Source organism: Anabaena sp. CCY 0017, from assembly GCF_963920885.1.
Lineage (GTDB): Bacteria > Cyanobacteriota > Cyanobacteriia > Cyanobacteriales > Nostocaceae > Nodularia.
Window position 1 is genome coordinate 280,220 of sequence record NZ_CAWUDG010000006.1, and the last position, 21,469, is coordinate 301,688.

The 21,469-nt window shown below is 43.4% G+C and carries 26 protein-coding genes and 1 tRNA gene; 13 read left to right on the forward strand and 14 right to left on the reverse strand.

Annotation, left to right across the window (positions count from 1 at the left end; all coding sequences use genetic code 11):
• Positions 1-12: 12 nt before the first annotated feature.
• Entirely contained in the window at positions 13-1,050 is a 1,038-nt protein-coding gene (gene glpX, locus ACM0OW_RS10480; protein WP_414549992.1) for a class II fructose-bisphosphatase, read from the reverse strand.
• 315 nt (positions 1,051-1,365) lie between these two features.
• Between glpX and grxC the strand changes: the two genes are divergently transcribed.
• The 3 genes from grxC to ACM0OW_RS10495 all read left to right on the forward strand — a co-directional run bounded on the left by grxC (position 1,366) and on the right by ACM0OW_RS10495 (position 3,181).
• Positions 1,366-1,674, forward strand: coding sequence for a glutaredoxin 3 (grxC, locus tag ACM0OW_RS10485; RefSeq protein ID WP_414549993.1), 309 nt, complete (start codon positions 1,366-1,368; stop codon positions 1,672-1,674).
• A gap of 151 nt (positions 1,675-1,825) precedes the next feature.
• Positions 1,826-2,320 carry a tRNA adenosine(34) deaminase TadA gene (tadA, locus tag ACM0OW_RS10490; RefSeq protein ID WP_414550021.1) on the forward strand — a complete coding sequence of 165 codons (495 nt, stop codon included), beginning with the start codon at positions 1,826-1,828 and terminating at the stop codon, positions 2,318-2,320.
• Positions 2,321-2,422: 102 nt separating this feature from the next.
• Positions 2,423-3,181 carry a lysophospholipid acyltransferase family protein gene (locus ACM0OW_RS10495; RefSeq protein ID WP_414550022.1) on the forward strand — a complete coding sequence of 253 codons (759 nt, stop codon included), beginning with the start codon at positions 2,423-2,425 and terminating at the stop codon, positions 3,179-3,181.
• 102 nt (positions 3,182-3,283) lie between these two features.
• Here ACM0OW_RS10495 and ACM0OW_RS10500 read toward each other — a convergent pair whose 3' ends face one another.
• Positions 3,284-5,386, reverse strand: coding sequence for a S8 family serine peptidase (locus ACM0OW_RS10500; RefSeq protein ID WP_414550023.1), 2,103 nt, complete (start codon positions 5,384-5,386; stop codon positions 3,284-3,286).
• Between the two features lie 176 nt (positions 5,387-5,562).
• Between ACM0OW_RS10500 and ACM0OW_RS10505 the strand changes: the two genes are divergently transcribed.
• The 3 genes from ACM0OW_RS10505 (at position 5,563) to grxD (ending at position 6,992) form a co-directional block, all read left to right on the forward strand.
• Positions 5,563-6,162, forward strand: a complete 600-nt coding sequence (locus tag ACM0OW_RS10505) for a hypothetical protein (protein ID WP_414549994.1) — start codon at positions 5,563-5,565, stop codon at positions 6,160-6,162.
• Positions 6,163-6,331: 169 nt separating this feature from the next.
• A complete protein-coding gene (locus tag ACM0OW_RS10510) occupies positions 6,332-6,589 on the forward strand; it encodes a BolA family transcriptional regulator (RefSeq protein ID WP_323212254.1) in 258 nt (85 codons plus the stop codon).
• A 79-nt stretch (positions 6,590-6,668) separates the two neighbouring features.
• The gene (gene grxD, locus ACM0OW_RS10515; protein WP_414549995.1) at positions 6,669-6,992 is read left to right on the forward strand and encodes a Grx4 family monothiol glutaredoxin; all 324 of its coding nucleotides are present in this window, start codon (positions 6,669-6,671) and stop codon (positions 6,990-6,992) included.
• A 230-nt stretch (positions 6,993-7,222) separates the two neighbouring features.
• Here the strand turns inward: grxD and ACM0OW_RS10520 are convergent, their stop codons facing one another.
• Entirely contained in the window at positions 7,223-7,471 is a 249-nt protein-coding gene (locus ACM0OW_RS10520) for a DUF6761 family protein (protein ID WP_414549996.1), read from the reverse strand.
• Positions 7,472-7,719: 248 nt separating this feature from the next.
• On the reverse strand, positions 7,720-7,896 hold the full coding sequence (locus ACM0OW_RS10525; protein ID WP_414549997.1) for a hypothetical protein: 177 nt from the start codon (positions 7,894-7,896) through the stop codon (positions 7,720-7,722).
• A 303-nt stretch (positions 7,897-8,199) separates the two neighbouring features.
• Here ACM0OW_RS10525 and ACM0OW_RS10530 point away from each other — a divergent pair, with 303 nt between their 5' ends.
• Positions 8,200-8,967, forward strand: coding sequence for a response regulator transcription factor (locus ACM0OW_RS10530; RefSeq protein ID WP_414549998.1), 768 nt, complete (start codon positions 8,200-8,202; stop codon positions 8,965-8,967).
• A gap of 19 nt (positions 8,968-8,986) precedes the next feature.
• Here the strand turns inward: ACM0OW_RS10530 and ACM0OW_RS10535 are convergent, their stop codons facing one another.
• The 5 genes from ACM0OW_RS10535 to ACM0OW_RS10555 form a co-directional block, all read right to left on the reverse strand.
• Positions 8,987-9,772, reverse strand: coding sequence for an ATP-binding cassette domain-containing protein (locus ACM0OW_RS10535; RefSeq protein ID WP_414549999.1), 786 nt, complete (start codon positions 9,770-9,772; stop codon positions 8,987-8,989).
• A 79-nt stretch (positions 9,773-9,851) separates the two neighbouring features.
• Complete coding sequence (locus ACM0OW_RS10540) at positions 9,852-10,415, reverse strand: hypothetical protein (protein WP_414550000.1); 564 nt, start codon at positions 10,413-10,415, stop codon at positions 9,852-9,854.
• A gap of 138 nt (positions 10,416-10,553) precedes the next feature.
• Positions 10,554-11,324 carry a 1-(5-phosphoribosyl)-5-[(5-phosphoribosylamino)methylideneamino]imidazole-4-carboxamide isomerase gene (gene hisA / locus ACM0OW_RS10545; protein WP_414550001.1) on the reverse strand — a complete coding sequence of 257 codons (771 nt, stop codon included), beginning with the start codon at positions 11,322-11,324 and terminating at the stop codon, positions 10,554-10,556.
• Between the two features lie 4 nt (positions 11,325-11,328).
• Positions 11,329-11,634: a DUF3593 domain-containing protein gene (locus ACM0OW_RS10550; protein WP_414550002.1), complete on the reverse strand. Its 306-nt coding sequence runs from the start codon at positions 11,632-11,634 to the stop codon at positions 11,329-11,331.
• Complete coding sequence (locus ACM0OW_RS10555; RefSeq protein WP_414550003.1) at positions 11,631-11,978, reverse strand: DUF2499 domain-containing protein; 348 nt, start codon at positions 11,976-11,978, stop codon at positions 11,631-11,633. Before ACM0OW_RS10555 ends, ACM0OW_RS10550 begins: the two co-directional genes overlap by 4 nt.
• 36 nt (positions 11,979-12,014) lie before the next feature.
• Between ACM0OW_RS10555 and csaB the strand changes: the two genes are divergently transcribed.
• Complete coding sequence (gene csaB / locus ACM0OW_RS10560) at positions 12,015-13,037, forward strand: polysaccharide pyruvyl transferase CsaB (protein WP_414550024.1); 1,023 nt, start codon at positions 12,015-12,017, stop codon at positions 13,035-13,037.
• Positions 13,038-13,490: 453 nt separating this feature from the next.
• The gene (locus tag ACM0OW_RS10565; protein ID WP_414550004.1) at positions 13,491-14,021 is read left to right on the forward strand and encodes a serine hydrolase; all 531 of its coding nucleotides are present in this window, start codon (positions 13,491-13,493) and stop codon (positions 14,019-14,021) included.
• 244 nt (positions 14,022-14,265) lie between these two features.
• On the opposite strand, the gene ACM0OW_RS10570 is transcribed toward ACM0OW_RS10565, so the two are convergent.
• The 4 genes from ACM0OW_RS10570 to ACM0OW_RS10585 form a co-directional block, all read right to left on the reverse strand.
• A tRNA-Pro gene (locus tag ACM0OW_RS10570) sits at positions 14,266-14,339 on the reverse strand.
• A gap of 50 nt (positions 14,340-14,389) precedes the next feature.
• A complete protein-coding gene (locus ACM0OW_RS10575) occupies positions 14,390-14,755 on the reverse strand; it encodes a DUF1818 family protein (RefSeq protein ID WP_414550005.1) in 366 nt (121 codons plus the stop codon).
• A gap of 85 nt (positions 14,756-14,840) precedes the next feature.
• Positions 14,841-15,440, reverse strand: coding sequence for a hypothetical protein (locus tag ACM0OW_RS10580; protein ID WP_414550006.1), 600 nt, complete (start codon positions 15,438-15,440; stop codon positions 14,841-14,843).
• Between the two features lie 22 nt (positions 15,441-15,462).
• Positions 15,463-15,702, reverse strand: coding sequence for a DNA-directed RNA polymerase subunit omega (locus tag ACM0OW_RS10585; protein ID WP_239726733.1), 240 nt, complete (start codon positions 15,700-15,702; stop codon positions 15,463-15,465).
• A gap of 146 nt (positions 15,703-15,848) precedes the next feature.
• Here ACM0OW_RS10585 and ACM0OW_RS10590 point away from each other — a divergent pair, with 146 nt between their 5' ends.
• Positions 15,849-16,268, forward strand: a complete 420-nt coding sequence (locus tag ACM0OW_RS10590; protein WP_414550007.1) for a fasciclin domain-containing protein — start codon at positions 15,849-15,851, stop codon at positions 16,266-16,268.
• A gap of 4 nt (positions 16,269-16,272) precedes the next feature.
• Here ACM0OW_RS10590 and ACM0OW_RS10595 read toward each other — a convergent pair whose 3' ends face one another.
• The gene (locus ACM0OW_RS10595; protein ID WP_414550008.1) at positions 16,273-17,718 is read right to left on the reverse strand and encodes a glycoside hydrolase family 13 protein; all 1,446 of its coding nucleotides are present in this window, start codon (positions 17,716-17,718) and stop codon (positions 16,273-16,275) included.
• A gap of 439 nt (positions 17,719-18,157) precedes the next feature.
• Between ACM0OW_RS10595 and ACM0OW_RS10600 the strand changes: the two genes are divergently transcribed.
• The 3 genes from ACM0OW_RS10600 (at position 18,158) to ACM0OW_RS10610 (ending at position 21,280) form a co-directional block, all read left to right on the forward strand.
• Entirely contained in the window at positions 18,158-19,447 is a 1,290-nt protein-coding gene (locus ACM0OW_RS10600) for a glucose-1-phosphate adenylyltransferase (protein ID WP_414550009.1), read from the forward strand.
• Between the two features lie 201 nt (positions 19,448-19,648).
• A complete protein-coding gene (locus ACM0OW_RS10605; protein WP_414550011.1) occupies positions 19,649-20,158 on the forward strand; it encodes an AAA family ATPase in 510 nt (169 codons plus the stop codon).
• Positions 20,159-20,278: 120 nt separating this feature from the next.
• The gene (locus tag ACM0OW_RS10610; RefSeq protein ID WP_414550012.1) at positions 20,279-21,280 is read left to right on the forward strand and encodes a DnaJ C-terminal domain-containing protein; all 1,002 of its coding nucleotides are present in this window, start codon (positions 20,279-20,281) and stop codon (positions 21,278-21,280) included.
• The last annotated feature ends 189 nt before the right edge of the window (positions 21,281-21,469 follow it).

Genomic DNA, 21,469 nt, shown 5'->3' on the forward strand with positions numbered 1-21,469 from the left:
CGCCCTGCGATGCTAGTGCAATTGCAGATTTTTAGGATCGTCAAACAGATGGATAGTATCAACAAAACGGGCTGTTTTAGACTGGTTGGAAATAACCAAACTTTGAGTCCTTGCACCACCGTTGAAGAAGCGGACACCGTTCATCAGAGTGCCGGGGGTAATACCGCAAGCAGCAAATAGAACAGTTTCGCCAGAGGCTAATTCATTAGCATCGTAAACCTTATCGGGGTCATTGATGCCCATTTCCTTCAGCCGTGCGAGGTTGCCTTCTCTGCTTTCGCCAATCAAGCCTGTTTGCACAACTTCTGGATCATAGATTAGTTGCCCTTGGAAATGTCCTCCCAAGCAGCGCATAGCCGCAGCAGAGATGACTCCTTCAGGTGCTGCGCCGATACCCATCAAAGCATGGATATTAGTACCACCAAAGGCACAGGATATGGCAGCAGAAACGTCACCATCGCTGATTAGTCGGACTCTCGCGCCAGCAGTGCGAATTTCCTTAATCAGTCCTTCGTGGCGGGGACGATCCATGACCACAACTACCAATTCTTCTATAGAACGGTTTAAGCACTCAGATAGAATTTTCAGGTTTTCGGTAGCAGACTTGTTAATGTCTACCAAACCTTTAGCTGGGGCTGGTGCTGCCAGTTTCTTCATGTAGAAGTCAGGCGCAGCAAATAAACCACCTTTTTCAGAAATTGCCAAAACGGCCATTGAACCATTTTGACCGTAGGCAACTAAGTTTGTGCCTTCGCAAGGGTCAACAGCAATATCAATTTCAATTAATTCATCAGGGTTACAGAAGTTTTTAGCATCTGGTTGGGTACAAATACCAACTTCTTCCCCAATGTAGAGCATCGGCGCTTCGTCGCGTTCGCCTTCACCAATCACAATGCGTCCACGCATATAGATTTTGTTCATCCGCTCCCGCATGGCTTCCACTGCTACTTGGTCAGCAATGTTCTTTTCGCCTTTGCCCATCCACTTCGAGGAAGCGATCGCCGCTTGCTCTACTACTTCAATAATCTCTAATCCAAGTGTATTTTCCACAGAGTCACCCTCTAAACTGCTTGACTTATGTCTTTTTATCTGGCTATTTCAGTCTTCAAGTCTACCAAAGGGCGGATACACGTGGGAAATACTATCTACTAAGAGATGTGTTAAGTTTTGCTACTTAATGCCAATCATTCCCCCATAATGACAATTACGGTAATTTTTGCCCTATAAATACCATCGTACTTATATCTAGTTTACTAGTACCGCAATCGTGCGATCGCTCCAATTGGCGGGCATGGGGATGCTTTGTTAACTTTATCCCTGATCATCTACCCTAGAAATAATTAACAAAATTCCATCAAAAAAAATATGCTGAATTTTCTCAACTCCCTTTTTGGTCGCCATCCAGAACGTGTTAAAGCCAACGTAGAAATTTACACATGGCAAACCTGCCCTTTTTGCATCCGTGCCAAGATGTTACTGTGGTGGAAAGGTGTAAATTTTACTGAGTATAAAATTGATGGCGACGAAGCAGCCAGAACCAAAATGGCCGAACGAGCTAATAGTCGCCGTTCAGTACCACAGATTTTTATCAATAATCAACACATTGGTGGTTGCGATGATCTTTATCAGCTAGATACAAAAGCTCAACTCGACCCACTTTTAACGGAGTGCTGAGTGCCTTTATGAGTGCTGAGTGGGGAAAGTTATGAGTGGGTAGGGGCGGGTTTAAGCAGTAAGTTTGTGGTTCCTCAAAACCTTAGTAAACCCGCCCGGACACTGAGTGCTGAGTCGTGTTAGTACAAACAATATTGCTTTAAATGGACAAATGTTAATCGAATATCCAGAATATCTGATCCATCGGCAATGGATGAGTCGCGCCATAGACTTAGCACAAATCGCCGGCGATGCAGGTGAAGTTCCTGTTGGGGCTGTGATTATTGATGCGGGTGGAAATTTGATTGCGTCAGGCGAAAATCGAAAAGAACGAGATCAAGACCCCACCGCCCACGCAGAAATCATCGCTCTGCAAGCAGCTGCTAAAAGTTTACACAATTGGCGCTTAAATCAATGCACTATGTACGTCACCCTAGAACCTTGTCCCTTATGTGCAGGTGCTATTGTCCAAGCACGTCTAGGAATGCTGATATATGGCGTGGACGATCCGAAAACTGGAGCAGTTCGTACTGTTATCAACATCCCTGATAGTAGTGCTTCTAACCATCGCCTGCGAGTCATGGGAGGAGTTTTAGAATCAACTTGTCGTCAGCAATTACAAACCTGGTTTGCAACTCGTCGCCAGCAACATAACAGACAGAAATAAAACTGTCCAATAGCTCCCACACAACTCACAAAAGAAAAACTACGGTGTAACTAAGTCAAGGGTTAATTATATTAAACGGGACAGCCAGCAGCTACCATCATGATGGAAATTTATACTTCTCAACAAACTTGCCAACAGACACCAGCTAGTCCTAAAACAAATACTCAGGTAGCTCATACTACTTCGCGGGTGTCTCCTTGGTTAAGTCCTTTATTTTATCAATTCGGGCGGCACGTTCTTTTACCATTATATTTTCGAGAAATTGCCATCACCGGACAGGAAAATATCCCCTTAACTGGCCCTGTAATCTTAGCCCCTACCCATCGCTCACGTTGGGATTCATTAGTTTTACCCTATGCGACTGGTCGCTGTGTGACAGGACGAGACCTGAGATTTATGGTAACTATCAATGAGTGCCGAGGACTGCAAGGCTGGTTTGTGAGAAGTATGGGAGGGTTTCCCGTAGATCCTCAAAGTCCAGCCATTGCTACTTTGCGTCATGCTGTGGAATTACTTCAACAAGGTCAAATATTAGTTATTTTTCCCGAAGGTAATATTTATCGCGATGGCAAACTTCACCCGTTAAAACCCGGAATTGCGCGTCTGTCTTTGAGTGCTGAATCTAGTCAGCCAGGATTAGACGTAAAAATCCTCCCCGTGAGTATCAACTACAGCCAACCTTATCCACAGTTTGGCACGAGTGTGAAAATTGACATTGGTAAAGCCATCAATGTCTCAGATTATGCTGTGGGTAAAGTGAAACAAAATGCCCAGAACCTCACTTCAGATTTAGCATTAGTTCTCCAAAAATTAAGCGGTCAAAAATTATTAGAAATCCCGGCAAATTTAACCGATAAATGACCAATGATTTACCCTGCTTGCCCTGAGCGTAAGCCGAAGGGAGCGAAGTCGTAAAGCCTACGGCATAGCTGCGCTTACCACGTAGTGTCTCGCAGAGAAGGGCTAATGACCAATGACCAATGACCAACTATTAAGTTTTCCGACATCTTGGGGGGAATAGTCAATTAACCATAACTGCCAACTGCCTCTAGCTGAAAGAGAAAGTAATTGTTTGAGCGACGGGTGCGAGGCAATTGTGTATGTGGTTTGTAAATTAGTGCGGCGGCCTAAAGTCCGGTTTTGTAATAACACCTGTTGATTATTCGGAGCTATTAAATAAATTTCTAAATCCCCTAAAAAATCATGGGTAATATTAACTGTGATTTGAATATCTTTAATGGTACTGGATTCATTAATGGCGATCGCACTTTTAATTCCCTGTTGATTATTATCTGGAATACTGAACTGACGAGAATTTTCTCCTCTAACTTGTTTACTGGCAGATGATACAGAAGTGCGGAGTCTTTGGGCTGCTTCCACTGCCTTCGCTGCATTTACTTTGCCATAACCAAACCATTGAGAATGTCCGTTACTGTTATAAGTCCCTTCTTGCATCCCTAATTGGGGGTCTGGGTCTGGGTCAACAATTTTATCAGCAGTTTCTTCCAGAATAAACTTGACTTGTTGCGCCGTTAGGTCAGGATTTGCTGACAAAACTAATGCTGCCACACCTGCGACTAAGGGAGTAGCGCTGGAAGTACCGCCAAAATTATTGGTAAAATCACCAGGATCTAAACCTGCGGCTCCTATTTGGTCAGTAGTTACAACTCCTCGTCCGGGAAGAGAAGTAGCGATCGCAGGTTGTGTATTCATAAAACCTCGACCCTGAAATGATAATCCTGGGGGGGCATTATTACTAGGCGCACACAGAGCAATATTCGTTCCCCAATTACTATAAGCCGCTTTCTTGTTCAAGCTAGTAGAAGCAGCCACCGCAATTACATCTGGATGTATGGGGAATCCACTTAACCAATTTGTATTACCTTGTAACAGATTTCCTGGCCAATTGCGCTCAAACACAGTACCGTTAATCGGTCGGTTAGCATTTCCCGCCGCAAATAAAATCACGCAACCTTTACCATTACGTCCTGTAGTCGCAGCCCGACTAATAGCCGCCCGTTGGCGCAAAGATAAGGGAAAATAGACAGCAGAAGCTCCCCAACTGCAAGAAATTACACTGGCTCCCTTTTCAATCGCCCAATTGAACATATCCTCAATAGATTCATCATCTAAAAAACCAGTACTCCGAATCGGCATCAACGCACAACCAGGAGCCACTCCCACAATTCCCGTGCCATTTTCTTCAGCAATTACTAACCCTGCACAAGCCGTGCCATGACTGGTTTCTCGCTCACCAGGTGTAGGTAAAAAACCATTTTTTCTTAAATCTCTAGGAGCAACAATTTTGCCACTCCCTTGCAAATCTGGATGGTTTAAATCAAAAGAATCATCCACTACCGCCACAACTACAGAACGCACACCGCGAGTAATATCCCAAGCTGCTTCCACAGCAATATGAGAACCTGCGACTAACTGGCTACCGCCATTGTGGTGCAGATACCATTGCTGAGGATATAGGGTATCACTGGGTCTGTACAGCGATTCACCTTTAACGAGGATATTCGGTTCGGCCGCTAACACCTCTGATAACCCCTGCAACTGATTCGTAATTTTTAGGGGATTTTCTGTGGCTTGTTTGCTGACTAGAAAGACAAAGGTGTTTGGAAGACCCTGGACAGATTTTTGTTTAACTAAACCAAAACTAGCAGCGATCGCCTCAATTCTGGCAGAATCTACCCAAGAGGCAAATTGAATAGTAACTTGGTCATTCAGGTAAACGAAAGTTCCCGGATTATCTTTGATTGTGTAAACATGACCAGCAAAAGCCACACTGTCAGCAGCCCGTGCTTGAGACATCGCCGACTCCAGCTGACTGGGTACAACTGTGAACAGTTCTAAATGTGCTTGAGGAATACTCCGTTGCCAAAAGCCCCAAAGAACCTGAGATAATTGTTGGGGTGTAAATTCGGTAGTGGGACGGACGGTGAAGCGGTCTAAAACCTTGTGTAAAATTAATTCTTCACCACCGCGTTGTAAAATTATTCCCAAACTGCTTGCTGGTACGCCTGTGTTTGGAAAATCAGAGGAATTAACATCATCGTTCATCATGGGCGATTTTAGTTAGTTGATATACAGAAGCAATGGGAACTCTATTACCGCAAATCTCAGTCTAAATCAGAGAAACCTCAGTATGTCACTTTGTTTTGTTAACAACGAAAACAGAGTTAAGATACTCGAAGTTTCCATTCCTTTTTTATATAGTTGTCACACTACTTGACCCCATGAAATCTGCTGCCGTTCCTCCTTTCATTAGCCTGACTTCCTTATCGTTCATAGCGGTTCTCAGCCTGCTATCACCAGTCAATGCTCAGGTACAAAAACTACCTACCATGTATAGTCAAGTACAAATCATTGACCCCAACGATCCCAACACTCTCCGTCCTACAGCCCAAAATAATAGCGTTTTGAGTATAGCGGGAGGTCAACGGCTGATGGAAGAGGCAGATCAAGCCGTTTCTGCTCAAAACTACACTTTAGCGGCTAAGAAGCTCCAAGATGCACGTCAAGTTTTTAACCAATTATCTAATTTTTATCAAGAATTAAACGCTAGCTTTACAGGAATTGATACTAGAGTTTCTGATTCCCAGCGTCAAAAAGCTTTAGAAACAGCCCAAAAGCGTGACGAAGCCACCTATCAGTTAGCACTGGTACATCGGTCGCAAAATCAGCCAGAATTAGCCGTACCGTTGTTAGTTCAGATTATTAAGAGTCAAAACCCCACACGGGATTTAGGCAAGAAAGCCTATCAGCAGTTATTTGAATTGGGTTTTGTGGATGCACCCTTTCCCAGACAAGGTGGTAGTTCATCCCAAAATAGATAAATTCCGTACATCTGCCAGGAAAGCCCAAATGCTAAGATGGAATCAGCTACCCAAGCTTGGTTTTACCATTAGCCTGTTCAAAACCTGAAGTTAGTAAAGGCGGGAAACGGCACACGTTGGATAGGCTTATCTGCTAATAATAGAAAAGTAAGTTTTCTCAGGAATTGCGATGATTAATCCGCAGCAGGTTGAGGCAATGATTCAGGCGGAACTCCCAGATGCCCAAATTCAGGTGCAAGACTTGACTGGTGGCGGAGACCACTATCAAGTGACAGTAGTTTCATCGCAGTTTGCCGATAAGGGACTGGTACAACAACACCAGTTAGTTTATGGTGCTTTGCGGCAAGCTATGTCAACTGAAGCGATTCATGCCTTGGCTGTAAAAACGTATACTCCCGAAGCTTGGCAAGCAACAGCAGCTTCTTAAAAATCAATAAGTCCCAAGTTTAACTAAAAAACTGACTATTGACATTTTGGCTATTAGCAACATAGGAAACAAAAAGTCCATGACTCCAGAAACCAAAGAAAGAATTGATAATTTGTTACAACAAAACAAAATCATGGTTTTCATGAAGGGAAACAAGCTGATGCCTCAGTGTGGTTTCTCTAACAATGTTGTGCAGATTCTCAACACCTTAGCAGTTCCGTTTGAAACCGTGGACGTTCTCGCCGACTCTGATATTCGTCAGGGAATTAAAGAATATTCCAACTGGCCGACAATTCCCCAAGTGTATATAGACGGTCAATTCGTAGGCGGTTCAGATATCCTGATTGAACTTTACCAAAAAGGCGAATTACAGCAACTAGTAGAAGTAGCCCTAGCTTCCTAATCTCCGCTTGTAGAGACGCGATTCATCGCGTCTGATTCATCCCGTCTCCTGAAATTGAAAAATCCCCTCCTCAGAGTTGGCAAAACCAAAACAGGGCAGAGGGGATACTTTTATAAATAATAAATCTCCAAAAATTCACACCACTAAACCCTTGACCAGGGCAAATGATATGCTATAATCATCAGCGTTGGACTAATGGTTACTGTAAATAAATGACCGAGTAAAAGGCATTAATAGTAATCCAGTTGCACCTCTGGTTGAGTCATAACAAAATTTGATGAATCGTACAGGTAGCGGCTAGCTTCTTCTTCTAAGCGATGAATCAGCATAGGTTCAATAGCGTTACTTTGTCGCAGTGCGGCTAAATACCCATCCAAATACATCCGCATATCGTCCGTCCGATAACCGCGATTCCATAACTCGATGAAGGCATCAGTAATTCGTTGGTAATAGCGGATGGTTTGTGTGTCTTGGAGCATAACTGCTATATTAATCTCTTTAGAATGAGAATTGTAAATGATTCACGCCGAAATGTGAAGTGTTACTTTCACCTTATTCGCTTCAACTCAAGGACAAAAATCAGTCGTAAGCTAGATCCTCCCGAAGGTACAACGTGATTCTATCCTATTCCATAAAATTTGGAATATGAGGGTTTGGCAAGAAATTTTTATGATTCTTTGTGTCAATTGCCTAAATTGATCAGTAATTAGGTGCGGTTTCAAAGCTATCATTCATCACTAACGGGGATATTACTAAACCCGCCCCCACTAATATTTTGACTAGGCTGGTGTGTCATTCGGGGTTTAAATCCCCAGATGTAGTAGTCTTCAATTTTGAATTGTTTATTGGCGGATACGGTCGTGATATCACTCCGACCTGAAGGTAATAAGCTTTTAAGAATCACTTCTTAGTCTTCCTAATACAGCTAAAATATAGCTAAAGTACAATTCACCCTGTTTAGTAATGGTTTGTTGGTCTGCTACACCTCTCTGAGGGGAGATGTTTAAGCAAAAAGACCTTTTTACCAGTCTAACAAAAATTTAAGAATATATTAAAGAATATTACTAATTCAGCTTTGGGTAAGGCATCAATAAAGGATTCTGCGGCTTTTGGTATGGCTAATTGCAAGGGAAGTAACAAAGGCTACAAAACCTTGAGCATGGGCTTGTTACTTTAAAATTCATCGACGCTAAGGGGTTTTGCCACTGTGGGTTCGGTTTGTATTGAAATCGTTGAGGGAAATCCCCATCTAAGGTCGTTGCTGGGATGGCACTTGCAGCAGTTGGAATACCGTGTGCATCAAGCCGCCAGCATTTATCAAGCAAGGGAAGTGTTTTTAAGTCAACAACCAACACTGGTAATTCTTGATGCCGATTTGCCTGATGGTGATGGTATTGAATTTTGCCGTTGGTTGCATCGTCAGCAACAGCCTTTAATTTTGATGTTATCAGCGCGTAGTAACGAGGCTGATATTGTCGCAGGTCTAAAAGCAGGGGCTGATGATTATTTAAGCAAACCTTTTGGAATGCAGGAGTTTCTCGCTAGAGTAGAAGCACTAATTCGCCGCAGACGCACGCCTACTGCACCAGCTTATTTGGATTATGGCAGTTTGCAAATTGATTTAGTCCAGCGCCGAGTTCGATTCCAAGGTGAGTTCATTGATTTAACGCCGCAAGAGTTCAGTTTACTATATGTTTTGGCGCAAGCTGGAGGATTAGCGTTGAGTCGGTCGGAATTACTGCGTCGTGCTTGGCCTGATGCGATTGATAATCCCCGGACTATTGATACTCATGTTTTATCCCTACGGAAAAAGGTTGAACTTGACCCCCGTCAACCTAGTTTGATTCAAACTATTCGGAATGTGGGATATAGATTTAACATGGAAAGTTTGAAAATCAATGTTTCGGAGTCACCAGCTAAGTTAACCAAAGAAAGGTTCAGTCATCAACGTCCTACTGTTACTCAAAGAACTTAACAGCAGCCATATTCACCAACTAAATCCATTCGTCGGCGGCTTGGGTTTGGGCTTGTATTAAGCGTTCTCGTAAGTTAATCCAATTAATGTCAGAGGCGGCTTGATTTGTGAGTAATTGACCTTGCTGTAAATATAATAACCGGGTGCAGAATACCTGGGCTAAGTCAAGCTGGTTATTTACCATCAAAATTGTCATTTGATGGGTTTGAGTTAGCTGAGTTAAAACTTGCATGACATTGGCAGATGTTCCAGCATCTAAGGCAGATGTTGGCTCATCTAATAATAAAACTTTTGGTTGGATAATTAAAGCACGAGCGATCGCTATTAATTGTCGCTGTCCTACAGAAAGTTGTAATTCTGTTCTTCCCAACCATTCACTAGGAATTTGCAGTTGTTCTATCCAGTGGTCAATTTTTTGTTGAATTGTCTGTTGAGGTACACCGCGCAAAACTAAAGGATAAGCTAAAGCCTGCTGGACTGTCATCCCTAACAGTTTGGATTCTTGTAATACCAGTGTAATTTCTCGGCGTAGCTGTAGAGTCGGGATTTGGCTATAGTCCTGATTTTCGAGATATATTTTGCCTCTGGTGGGTTCACTGAGGCGGTTAATCAGGCGCAGTAATGAGGTTTTACCAGCACCTGAAGGACCTACAATGGCAATGCGATCGCCTGGAAATACCTCGAAGGAGATATCCTGTAGTATGGGGTATCCCTGAAGCTGGGTTTTCAGCTTGGCAGATAGGTTAACTTGTTCTAACCTGAGTTGGGCTGTTATGGTGTGATTCTCCAAAGGAACGAACCGCATTGGCGCTAGCCTCTCCCCTTGGGAGAAGGACGCAAAGTACACAAAGGAAAGAAGGAAAGAAGGAAGAAAATAGATTGATTTACGTCTGAGATATTCCTAATGCTGTGATGATAGTCCAAGCATCTATTAATAACAGCAGCAGGGTGAATCCTAACAATATTAAGTACATCCACGGTTGTGCTAATGGACGTACATCTGTTGTATTTATGCCTGTTTTGGTTTCGACTATTTTTACCAAGCGGGAAAAGCCGGCTACACGCATTGGTAATAAATACGCTTTGCCATCCTGACTGAGAAAATAATAAACCAGTCCGCCTTGACCAGTGGAACGCGGTTTTAGTTCTTTGACATCTAACCACGGTAATGTCCAACCTTTGCGAAAAAAGCGGGGAACCCAGGCTGGGTATGTAACTTGAATACTTTGGTCATCGACTATAACTCGCTCGGTTAAGACTGCATATAAGCCGATAAAGCCTATACTAATTCCTATCCATAAGAATTTCGGCGGTACTGGTGCGTCTGTTGCTTGGGCTAAAAATGGTAATGGGACTGTGAGTGCTATATATAGACTCAGTAGTGTGATCCGAATTAACGGAGACAGACGAAAAACCGATGTTGAGATGTTGGTTGATGTTGCTGTCACGGCTGTATTACTGGGTTTTTGTTGGTTTAGGGAGTGATCAGAAATAAACGAACCACAGAGACGCAGAGGACGCAGAGAAATAAAGAACAGAGAGGTTTTATGGCGTTAGGCGTTTGGATGTTTTTATGTGGAAGTCCCTTATGCAAAGCTGGAGTCTAAATTGGGGGGAATGTCTTGAATGCGTCCAGGGCCAATGGCGCGGAGTGCTTCTCTGAGGGAAATATCGCCAGTATATAAGGCTTTTCCGACTATCACACCTTTTACGCCTTGCATTTCTAAGCCTAATAAACTCAATAAATCGGTAACAGAACTGACTCCCCCAGAGGCAATAATGGGGATGGAGATTGCACTCGCAAGTTCTCTTAAGGCTTCTAGGTTGGGACCGATGAGTGTACCGTCACGATGAATATCAGTGTAGATGATGGCTGCTGCACCTAATTCTTGCATTTGTACGGCTAGTTGGGTGGCTAAAACTTCGGAGGTTTCTAACCAACCACGAGTGGCGACTAGTCCGTTACGCGCATCTATGCCAATGATAATCTTTTCGGGAAATTCTTGACAGAGTTCTTGGACTAGTTGGGGTTGTTCTACGGCTACAGTCCCCAGAATTGCCCACTGTACTCCTAAATTAAATACTTGTTGTACACTGGTGCGATCGCGCAATCCTCCACCAATTTCAATGGGTATGGATATAGCTTGAGCGATCGCTTCAATTGCTGCTAAATTTACTACTTTACCTGCTTTTGCACCATCGAGATCAACTAAATGTAATCTGGTAGCACCTTGATCAACCCACTGTTTGGCAATATCTACGGGGTTTTCACTAAAAACTTGCGATCGCTCGTAGTCTCCCTGATATAGTCTGACACAGCGACCTTCTAATAAATCAATTGCTGGAATTACGTCCATTTATTTATTCCTTATATTCATTTTTCATTTTTAATTCTCTAATGGCTTGGGCGAAACCCACTACCAGCAGAATGTTAGCTAGGGTTAAAAAGACTTCTGCGCCTCCGTGTAACCAATCTACGTCAGCCAAGGAAACACCATAATTTATTTGAGCGTAAATTGCCGCCGGGATGGTAATGGCAACAAATACGAGAGTGCCATAAAATCCATATAAGGCTAAACGTGGCATTTGGGGACTACGGCGGATAAACCACAAGAAACCCAAATAGGGAAATAAGGAAAGCACAAATAGGGTTTCTTTCGATATCATGATTTTGATTCCATCGCTGGGGCTGTAACTGTCTTGGTTGTACTATCTTCTGGTTTTGTGGAACGCCAAATCAATACCGCAGCTGCCCAAAGTGTAAAATTACCGATTAATGTCATCGCAGCTTGCAGCGTTACCAGCCATTCTAGAGATGCAGGATTGTCGAAATAATGCCAGGTACAGGCACACATAGCACTAACTAAAGCTGGTAACATGGCTAGAGATAATCCCCACCATGTGCGATTACCAGTGAGTTCGCCGTAAGTCCAAATTAACCAAATGGCTACCATCCACTCAATAACGCTAGAAACGTGAATAATCCAGGTGGGAATAGAAAGAGCGTGCATAAGTAATACAAAATTAAGTAATTTAAAATGGCAAAGATGCGGGCGTTATTGTCTGGGTATTACGGTAAAGGTAATGGTGGTGACGAGGCTTTATTGGCGACGCTCTTGCAAATGCTACCACCTGATGTCACTCCTGTGGTGCTTTCTGGCAATCCAGAACAAACGCGCGATCGCTATGGTGTGGAATCTCACAACCGCATGAAGATTTTACCTGTAATCCAAGCTCTGCGTTCTTGCGATGCTTTCATTTGGGGCGGTGGGAGTTTAATTCAAGATGTCACCAGTACCATTAGTCCATTTTATTATGGAGGGCTGATGGTATTGGCTCAGAAAATGGGTTTGAAAACGATAGCTTGGGCGCAAGGTATTGGTCCCTTAGTTCGTCCCCAAACTCGCCTATTGGCACAACACTCCTTCGGATATTGTAGCAGAGTTAGTGTGCGCGATCGCTCTAGCGCTGCTTTATTAGCTAATTGGAAAATTTCTTGTGTGCTTGCGCCTGACCCAGTTTGGGCGTTAGAAAGCAAGCCAGTACCAGGACTTTGGGATTTACCAGCGCCGAGAGTTGCAATTACTCTGAGGAATCATCCCCAACTGACTGAAAAACGATTAGCTAACTTGACTCGTGCTTTAGTAGACTTTCAGAAAGCCACCCAAGCCTTTATTTTGCTGTTGCCATTTCAGAAGAGTGAAGATTTAGCGATCGCCCAAGCGATTCAACCCCAATTAAAAGATGTCAGCAAAATTCTGCTTTTAGAAGACCCGCAATTATTAAAAGGTGTCTATAAAGGTGTAGAAATGGCCATTGGGATGCGTCTGCACAGCTTAATTATGGCTGCTGCTGAAGGTTGTCGCTGTTTTGCCCTCAGTTATGACCCCAAAGTAAATCGGCTCATGGAAGATTTACAAATGCCAGGATGGGATTTAGCCAGTTTACCAGATGACCCCAATCTAATTAGTAAAACTTGGATAGAACATTATGCCAATGGTGATCCGCTATCATCTGACCAAATTCAGTCTTTAGTAGATCGTGCTTTAATGCACAAAGATATTTTATAACGGTATGCACTCGCATGAATTACATAATAGCCCCCTCCTCGCTTGCGGGGAGGGGGTTGGGGGTGGGGTCTTTGTATCTCACTTAACTGATAACCGCTATATTCAATTATTCAAAAAATATCTTTACGCTTTTGTGAACTAAATGCAAGGGTTAAATAAACGACTGTATGCAAGCACAATATACCCCAATTTAAACCGAGATTTGACCATGTTGCATCATAAACAGATGTGACTTCAAATGGTTGCGGAACTATACTACCGTTAGCTAGTCGCATTGGTTCAGGAATTAGGCATACTCTAGGTTTTCTTGGCGTTCTTGGCGGCTTGGCGGTTCGATAAGTCAAGATTTTTGGCAATAGTTGCGTAAGTCCTGATTATTAAAAATTAGAAGAGCAGCCAAAGGGTTGAACAGAATCTGGCAAAGATTTAGAAGGAAAAGAATATGAAATTTGGTTGGATAAACGCAAAAAAGTTAACCGATTTTTTCAAGTAGCAGGTTATAACAATATAAATATTAACCAAAAAACTTATCCCATAACTCATAAAAAACTGTATGCACCACAAGGTGCTGATCTGAAAATGCGAGGTAATCCCAACGCACCTATTAGGAATAAAATTACCACCCAACAATCAGCGAGACTTTTATATGAAATTTATAATTCTCAGGCTGTAGCGCCATCTTTTAGTGAGAGAATGGCAAACTGGTTATCAATAGACCCTGCTACCAGAATTGAGAAAAGAAACGAGCAAAATCCTAATGTGTTTAACCCGGTACGGGGTTTTCTCAGCGAGTCATTACCCACAGATGCTTACTTCGGTGGTAAAGCTGGATGGACTTCTGGTTCTCGTCAAGAAGCTGCATACATAGCAACCAGAGATGGATCTGCTGCTTACATCCTGGTTGTGTTTGGAGAAGATCGTGCTTATGCTTATGATTGGAAAATATTTCCCAAGGTATCTAATTTAGTATTAGAACGTAAGTAGGTAGGCGGAAAAATTTCAAGGTATGTCATTGCGAACGGAGCGTAGCGGAGTGAAGCATAAGACCGAAGCGGTCACGCTCCGCGAACGCAAGGGTTTTGAGGTTTTTACATTTTGTTACATAGTTAGGTTTATTTGTGCCTACCTACTTATGTCAAAAATGTGAATTATCGCATCAGAAGAATTTAAAAATTGAAAAGCCCGCTAATCTTTGATTTAAAGACTAGCAGGCAGGGTCTTTTGTCTATCGGAGCGGCGGGATTCGAACCCACGACCTCCACTACCCCAAAGTGGCACGCTACCAAGCTGCGCTACGCCCCGGTCAGAATTACTATAATACTGCAAAGCTTTAAAATAATCAAGGGGTTCATTTAAAAAACTTTTAGCGTCCCAGCTGCTTGCAGTAACTCTGGTACGGCACTAGGATACCATTTACCTTCTACACCCCTTCCTGTATTCAGAATTAAGCGCAAACTGTAGGCTTGAGCATAGCCTTCTACTTCTAGCCATAATAAGTCGCTTTCAGCTTCACAGGCAATTTTCTCTTCTGCCATTAATTCAGATGCGAGTTGTTTCATGGTGTCTGCTAACTGTGCAAGTAGTCGGCAAAAATCATTTAATTCGGCTTCTGTTAATTCTATTGCCCAATCTTCTGTTCCTACTAATCCTTTAAATTCGGGTGCGTTGGGATTCCAGCCAATTCGCCAACCTAGTCCGCTTTTGATGAGTTGTTCCATGAGTCGGTTTTTTAAACGCAAAGGGGCGCGGAGGTTAACGCATACCGCAAGCGGAACCCGCAGGGTAGGGGCGCAAAGAGGTTTTTTATTTGAGAAGTTCAGCACCGCCTCTTTGGGGTGGTTGTGGTGTGCTGGGTGTGGGTGTTGTCTCGCGCCTGGGTGTTTGGGTATTCTGAGAATTGGGCGTGAAGATATCGGCTAGAACTTGCACTAGGGCGTTTCTCTGCTGACGGGTGAGGTTGGCTATGGCGGCGCGATCGCCTTCTAGTGGATTTTGCTGTAATGTATCGTTACCAGGATAGGAGTGATCATACATAATTTCGTTCGCATCCAGGTAATCAGCCAGAGTCAATTTCCAATCTAGGCGATAGTTGGGGGCGCGTCCTTTTCTATAAATGTGATAAGTAATTAGGCGACTGACTAAGGTGTTATCTTCGGCGATTTCTCCAGTATTTTTACTGTTATATTGATTTTCTTTTGGCAGGTTTGGTAATTGCTGATATACTTGCTGCCAAACGTCTCCAGGGCTAATTCTTTGAGCAAACGCCGGGTGAATGCTCAATAAGTTTGTTGGTATTAATTTATCTCCCCCTGAACTCAAAACAACTACACCCACCACCATACAAGCAGTGAGTGTTTGCCAAGATTTGAGTAGGGGTTGAATGAACGATAATTTTTTGCTCATCCTCACCTGTGCAGAAGTCTGATTATAGTTCGCCAATAATTTCGGGTTGAGTCAGTTCATCGGACATTTCAATAATCGCCCTCAGCACTGGCTTCATCATCACATCTTCTGATGGATTATCAAAGTCCTCATAACGCCGACGCTTGGCGCGGTTAGCCACTTGAACCGTAATGCGGTAGCGATTTGAAGCTGCACTAATCAAATCCTCAGCCCGGTACATGATTTGAGATTGAGTCGTCTCGAACTTAGAACGCTTTAGCATAGTTAATGGTTCATGAGGTCATTCCCCAGTTTAGCAGCCCTGAGAATTTATGGCTTGGCATTTTTGTCTCTGTTGATAGAGGCTAGCAGTTTTTTTTGACTTTATAAGTGTGTTGTGTAGAAAAATTAAGAAATCAACTCAAATTTATGGCTGATCTTGTCGCAACTGCTATTAATGCCGGAAATTTCCAGACTCTACTTCAGGCTGCTACTATCGCACAAATCATCGAAACTCTCAAAAGTCCGGGTTCGCTCACACTTTTTGCACCCACTGATGATGCTTTTGCACAGTTACCACAGGATACTTTAGCTTCACTACTGCAAGACATCCCCAAGCTGCAAAAGATATTAATGTATCATGTCGCTTTTGGGGATGTCAGGTTTGAAGATTTGCAACAGATTTCAGAAGCACCAACTCTGGAAGGATCAGTGGTGGCGATTGATTCTGATCAAGGTGTAATTAAGGTGAACGATGCTCATGTCCTCGTAACGGATATGATTGCCGAGAATGGCGTAATTCATGCGATTGATCAGGTATTAATGCCAGCAATGGTTACAACAGGATAGAAATCTAACCGAGAATACAGCCAGTGCGTGGGGGAAGAGTTAAGGAAAGCTGCGTACCATGCCATTCAAATTCCGCAGCGCCATATAATAGCTTGTGAGATTTAGTCAGCAAACCTGCTGTGTCTATATTTGCTGTTGTCTTTCCTGTACCAGCGTTAACGGCAATAATTAATTCATCAGTTTCTAAAGTTCGGGTAAAAATATACAATGCTCCCTGGGCGAACAGAGTTTTGTAATCACCTGCGCGTAAAGCTGGGTATTGGTGGCGAAGAGCTATTAATTGGCGGTGAATGTTGAGGATTTCTTGATTCCAATTAGCTTCTGTGGGAAAGCCACGCCGGGAGTCGGGATCTATCGCCCCTGGTAAACCAACTTCGTCACCATAATAGATACTGGGCGCACCGGGAAAGGTAAGTAACAGTAAAGTTGCTAATTCTACACTAGGTTGATCGCCGTCAGCAATGGTAATTAATCTGGCTGTATCGTGGCTTGCGAGTAAGTTGAGTTGCGTTAGTTGAATTTCCCAAGGGTAAAGTGCGAGTAATTCCTGGATTTTGACAGCGTACTCGGTGGCAAATAATGGTGGGTAGGGTTGATAGTCACGGGTTTGCACTTGTTCTAAGACTACGCGATCGCCTGCGGTAAAGGCAATGGTTAACCCGGCAAATAAGTAATTCATCACGCCGTCAAATTGCGTACCATCTAGCCACTCACGGGAATCTCCCCAAACTTCGCCCACTATATAAGCTTCGGGGTTAATGGCTTTGATGCGATCGCGAAATTCTTGCCAAAACCCAGGTGTTTTGACTTCAAATGGCACATCTAAGCGCCAACCATCAATGCCGAATTTCAGCCAATATTCGCCAATTTCCATGATGTATTCCCGCACTTCCGGATTGTCATGGTTAAATACTGGCAAAGCCCGATTTCCAGCCCAACCTTCGTAGTTGGCGGGTAATTCCCCGGTGTAAGGCGCAAGCGGCCAACCTGTAATTTTGAACCAGTCCACCCAAGGGGAACGAGGTCCATTTTCTAAAACATCATGGAAAAAGAATAAGCCCCGACTAGCGTGGTTAAACACCCCATCCAGCACAACTTTGATATTGCGTTCATGGGCTGCGTCTAGCAGTTCCTTAAAAGCCTCATTACCGCCCAACAATGGATCAACCTGATAATAATCGTGAGTGTGATAGCGGTGATTACTCGCCGATTGAAAAATGGGAGTAAAGTAAATAGCGTTAATCCCTAAATCCTGGATATAGTCTAATTGCTCAATAATCCCCCATAAATCGCCGCCTTTGTAACCTTGGAGTGTGGGCATAGCATCCCAATCTTCCCAGCGCGCATCATGTAACAATCTTTTGTGAGGCTGTTTGCTTCTAGCAAAGCGATCTGGGAAAATTTGGTAAAAAACAGCGTGTTTAACCCAGTCTGGTGTTTGAATTTGCATGAATTAATTTTTATACCTTCAGGAGTGATTGTGGCAAATATTAGCTGATAGACATCTCTGACTGATGATATAAAATTTCTTCATTATCCTGATTCTCTCAGGTTTTGGGCGTGTTTGACAGTTTGGACTATGCTAACTTCCAAAAAAAAATAACTATGTATAAAGATAGGTAATCAAAAGTCAAAAATTTGATAATTTGGTTGTGGTCTGGCTTAAAAGTTGCCTCTGAGTGCATTATGAGTATGTACTGAACCAAAGCACCATCGCTGGTATTAAGCCGATTTTTAGGAAAATTTACTACATTTATCGCGGAGAATCATCCATTACCAGCAGCATTCTGTAAACTTAACGAATGATTAATCTGTAATTCCCCCTTACCAGTAGTCTCAGACAGTCCTAAACTGAAGGTGAGAGTTGAAAGGCAGTTGGGAGAAATCTTGTGAAAAAAGTATTAGCAATTATTCTCGGTGGTGGCGCGGGTACTCGTTTGTATCCGCTAACAAAAATGCGTGCTAAACCAGCCGTACCAGTGGCTGGTAAGTACCGTTTGATAGATATTCCTGTCAGTAATTGTATTAATTCAGAGATATTCAAAATCTATGTCCTAACACAATTTAACTCAGCGTCCTTAAATCGCCATATAGCCCGTACCTATAATTTTACCGGCTTTAATGAGGGTTTTGTGGAAGTGCTAGCTGCACAGCAAACGCCAGAAAACCCCAATTGGTTCCAGGGTACGGCTGATGCTGTGCGTCAGTACCTATGGCTGTTAAATGAATGGGATGCGGACGAGTATTTGATTCTCTCAGGAGACCACCTGTATCGCATGGATTACCGCCAGTTTATCCAGCGCCATCGGGAAACGGGTGCGGATATTACGCTTTCGGTTATCCCCATAGATAAAAGTCGCGCTTCAGACTTTGGTTTAATGAAAATAGACCAGTCCGGTAGGGTGATCGACTTTAGCGAAAAGCCCAAAGGTGATGAATTAGATCGGATGCAGGTTGATACTAGCGTACTAGGATTATCGCCAGAACAAGCGAAGTTACAGCCCTACATCGCCTCGATGGGGATTTATGTCTTTAAAAAAGATGTTTTGATCAAGTTGTTGAAGGAATCTTTAGAAAGTACCGATTTTGGTAAAGAAATTATTCCTGATGCTAGCAAAGATTACAATGTCCAAGCTTACTTATTTGATGATTACTGGGAAGACATCGGGACAATCGAATCTTTCTATAACGCCAATTTAGCCTTAACTAAACAACCTTTACCTCCTTTTAGTTTCTACGATGAAGAAGCACCAATTTATACTCGTGCGCGTTATTTACCACCGAGTAAACTTTTAAGTTGCCATGTCACAGAATCGATTGTAGGCGAAGGTTGTATTTTGAAAGATTGCCGAATTCAGCATTCAGTTTTAGGAGTGCGATCGCGCATTGAAGCTGGCTGTGTGATCGAAGAATCTCTACTCATGGGGGCAGATTTTTATCAACCATTTGTGGAGCGTCAATGTACCTTAGAAAAAGGCGACATTCCCGTAGGTATTGGTAAGGATACGATTATTCGCCGTGCGATCATTGATAAAAATGCCCGCATCGGTCAGGATGTGAAAATTATCAATAAAGATAACGTGCAAGAAGCCGAACGGGAAAATCAAGGCTTCTACATCCGCAGTGGTATTGTTGTGGTGCTGAAAAATGCGGTAATTGCTGACGGAACTATAATTTAGTCATTGGTCATTGGTTAAGAATAGGGTGTTGGGGGTAGGGGTTAGGGTGTAGGGAAGACAGGATTGGTCGGGGCTTGTGACCCCAGGGTTGTTGGGGCTGTCTCTTTGCCTACACCCCACACCCCACACCCTACACTCCGCCCCAACGGGGCTTGGTCATGAGTCATTGGTTAATAATCATTAAAAACTGACAAATGGCACATGACTAAACTTCACTTACTAATCGGCCTTCCTGGTAGCGGTAAGTCTACTTTGGCAAAACAATTAGTCTCAGAACGCCCCCAGATGCTGCTGATTTCAACGGATGCCATTCGGGGGCAACTTTTTGGTTCCGAAGCAACTCAAGGGCCTTGGTCGCTGATTTGGCGAGAAATAGAACGGCAATTTCAACAAGCAGTAGCCAGAGATAGAACAACAATTTTTGATGCTACCAATGCCCAAAGAAGTCAGCGTCGTGAAATGATCGCCTTAGCCCGTGAGGTCGGTTTTACACACATTACAGGGTTGTGGGTGAGAACTCCGGTTTGGCTGTGTTTAGCCCGCAATCAAAAGCGTCAGCGCCAAGTTCCCCAAGAAATCATCTTAAGAATGTATCGTCAACTCCGGGATGCTCCCCCTAGCCTAGAAGAAGGAATAGACGACCTGATGTGTTTTCCCGTAAAGCAGGAGTACGGAAATTGCGCTGGCGCAGTGAGCGGGAACCACACTTGAATTGCTGTAATGTCTGTTAATTTAAAATCAGAGTTTCTTATGCTTGGGATTTGACCGAGTAAAAACCAAGCTCACATTTTACGAAAAAACATAACAGAAATTTTTATAGGAGGCTGGTAGATGGCTGCAACCGACTTCAAAGACTATTACGCAATTTTGGGAATCAGTAAAACTGCCAGTCCAGAAGAAATTAAACAAGCTTTTCGGAAACTAGCTCGTAAGTATCACCCTGATGTTAACCCAAATAACAAGCAAGCTGAAGCTACCTTTAAAGAGGTGAATGAGGCCTACGAGGTTTTGTCAGATGTTGATAAGCGCAAAAAGTACGATCAATTTGGTCAATATTGGAAACAAGCTGGCGAAGGTTTCCCATCCGGTGGCGCTGGCGTGGATATGGGTGGCTTTGACTTCAGTCAATACGGCAGTTTTGATGAATTTGTCAACGAGTTATTAGGACGCTTTGGTGGTCCTAGTCCTCGTGGTGGGCGACAAAGCTATTCTTATCAGCGTAGTTCCACAGGTAGACCCGGTGGTTATAGCGGCTTTAATGATTTTGGTGGTTTTCAAGATATCGGTACGGGTTCTACTCCAGACACAGAAGCTGCGATCGCTTTAACTTTGGGCGAAGCCTTTGCTGGTGTCAAAAAGCGCTTTAGTTTAGGTAACGAAACCATTGAAGTGAGTATCCCATCTGGGGCAAAAACTGGTACTCGTCTGCGGGTGCGGGGTAAAGGTCAATTTAACCCCATGACTCAACAACGGGGTGACTTATACTTAAAAGTTGAACTTCAACCACATTCATTCTTCCAATTTGAAGGCGATAACCTCGTCTGTGAAGTTCCCATCACCCCAGACGAAGCCACCTTGGGAGCCTCTATTGATGTTCCCACACCCGATGGCTCAGTGAATGTCAAGTTACCTGCGGGAGTGCGTTCTGGTCAATCTCTCCGGTTGCGGGGTAAGGGTTGGCCTTTAACCAAAGGTGGACGTAGCGATCAGTTTGTGAAAGTAGCGATCGTGCCACCCAAAGACCTCAGCCAACAAGAGCGAGAATATTATGAGAAAATTCGGGCTATACGTACCTATAATCCCCGTAGTCATTTACAGCAGTTCAAATTTTGAGGTTCCATAACTAGAGACGTTCCGCCCAAACGTCTAACTAGAAAAGTGCTGAGTGCTGTAAAGCCCTGCGGGCATAGCTGCGCTTAAAGCGGTAGCGGGGCGTTTAGCCCGTGCTGAGTATAAACCCAATTTCTATTACGAATTACGAATTACGAATTACGAATTACGAATTACGAATTACGAATTACG

What these genes read in the sequence shown, in the direction of transcription:
- tadA (WP_414550021.1), top strand. Translation starts at nt 1,826, where the DNA reads ATGTTAATCGAATATCCAGAATATCTGATCCATCGGCAATGGATGAGT.
- ACM0OW_RS10520 (WP_414549996.1), bottom strand. Translation starts at nt 7,471, where the DNA reads ATGCTCCAAGACACACAAACCATCCGCTATTACCAACGAATTACTGAT.
- ACM0OW_RS10505 (WP_414549994.1), top strand. Translation starts at nt 5,563, where the DNA reads ATGAAATCTGCTGCCGTTCCTCCTTTCATTAGCCTGACTTCCTTATCG.
- ACM0OW_RS10580 (WP_414550006.1), bottom strand. Translation starts at nt 15,440, where the DNA reads ATGAGCAAAAAATTATCGTTCATTCAACCCCTACTCAAATCTTGGCAA.
- grxC (WP_414549993.1), top strand. Translation starts at nt 1,366, where the DNA reads ATGCTGAATTTTCTCAACTCCCTTTTTGGTCGCCATCCAGAACGTGTT.
- ACM0OW_RS10535 (WP_414549999.1), bottom strand. Translation starts at nt 9,772, where the DNA reads ATGCGGTTCGTTCCTTTGGAGAATCACACCATAACAGCCCAACTCAGG.
- ACM0OW_RS10500 (WP_414550023.1), bottom strand. Translation starts at nt 5,386, where the DNA reads ATGAACGATGATGTTAATTCCTCTGATTTTCCAAACACAGGCGTACCA.
- ACM0OW_RS10575 (WP_414550005.1), bottom strand. Translation starts at nt 14,755, where the DNA reads ATGGAACAACTCATCAAAAGCGGACTAGGTTGGCGAATTGGCTGGAAT.
- ACM0OW_RS10550 (WP_414550002.1), bottom strand. Translation starts at nt 11,634, where the DNA reads ATGATATCGAAAGAAACCCTATTTGTGCTTTCCTTATTTCCCTATTTG.
- grxD (WP_414549995.1), top strand. Translation starts at nt 6,669, where the DNA reads ATGACTCCAGAAACCAAAGAAAGAATTGATAATTTGTTACAACAAAAC.
- ACM0OW_RS10510 (WP_323212254.1), top strand. Translation starts at nt 6,332, where the DNA reads ATGATTAATCCGCAGCAGGTTGAGGCAATGATTCAGGCGGAACTCCCA.
- ACM0OW_RS10590 (WP_414550007.1), top strand. Translation starts at nt 15,849, where the DNA reads ATGGCTGATCTTGTCGCAACTGCTATTAATGCCGGAAATTTCCAGACT.
- hisA (WP_414550001.1), bottom strand. Translation starts at nt 11,324, where the DNA reads ATGGACGTAATTCCAGCAATTGATTTATTAGAAGGTCGCTGTGTCAGA.
- ACM0OW_RS10605 (WP_414550011.1), top strand. Translation starts at nt 19,649, where the DNA reads ATGACTAAACTTCACTTACTAATCGGCCTTCCTGGTAGCGGTAAGTCT.
- ACM0OW_RS10610 (WP_414550012.1), top strand. Translation starts at nt 20,279, where the DNA reads ATGGCTGCAACCGACTTCAAAGACTATTACGCAATTTTGGGAATCAGT.
- ACM0OW_RS10595 (WP_414550008.1), bottom strand. Translation starts at nt 17,718, where the DNA reads ATGCAAATTCAAACACCAGACTGGGTTAAACACGCTGTTTTTTACCAA.
- csaB (WP_414550024.1), top strand. Translation starts at nt 12,015, where the DNA reads ATGCGGGCGTTATTGTCTGGGTATTACGGTAAAGGTAATGGTGGTGAC.
- ACM0OW_RS10585 (WP_239726733.1), bottom strand. Translation starts at nt 15,702, where the DNA reads ATGCTAAAGCGTTCTAAGTTCGAGACGACTCAATCTCAAATCATGTAC.
- ACM0OW_RS10495 (WP_414550022.1), top strand. Translation starts at nt 2,423, where the DNA reads ATGGAAATTTATACTTCTCAACAAACTTGCCAACAGACACCAGCTAGT.
- ACM0OW_RS10555 (WP_414550003.1), bottom strand. Translation starts at nt 11,978, where the DNA reads ATGCACGCTCTTTCTATTCCCACCTGGATTATTCACGTTTCTAGCGTT.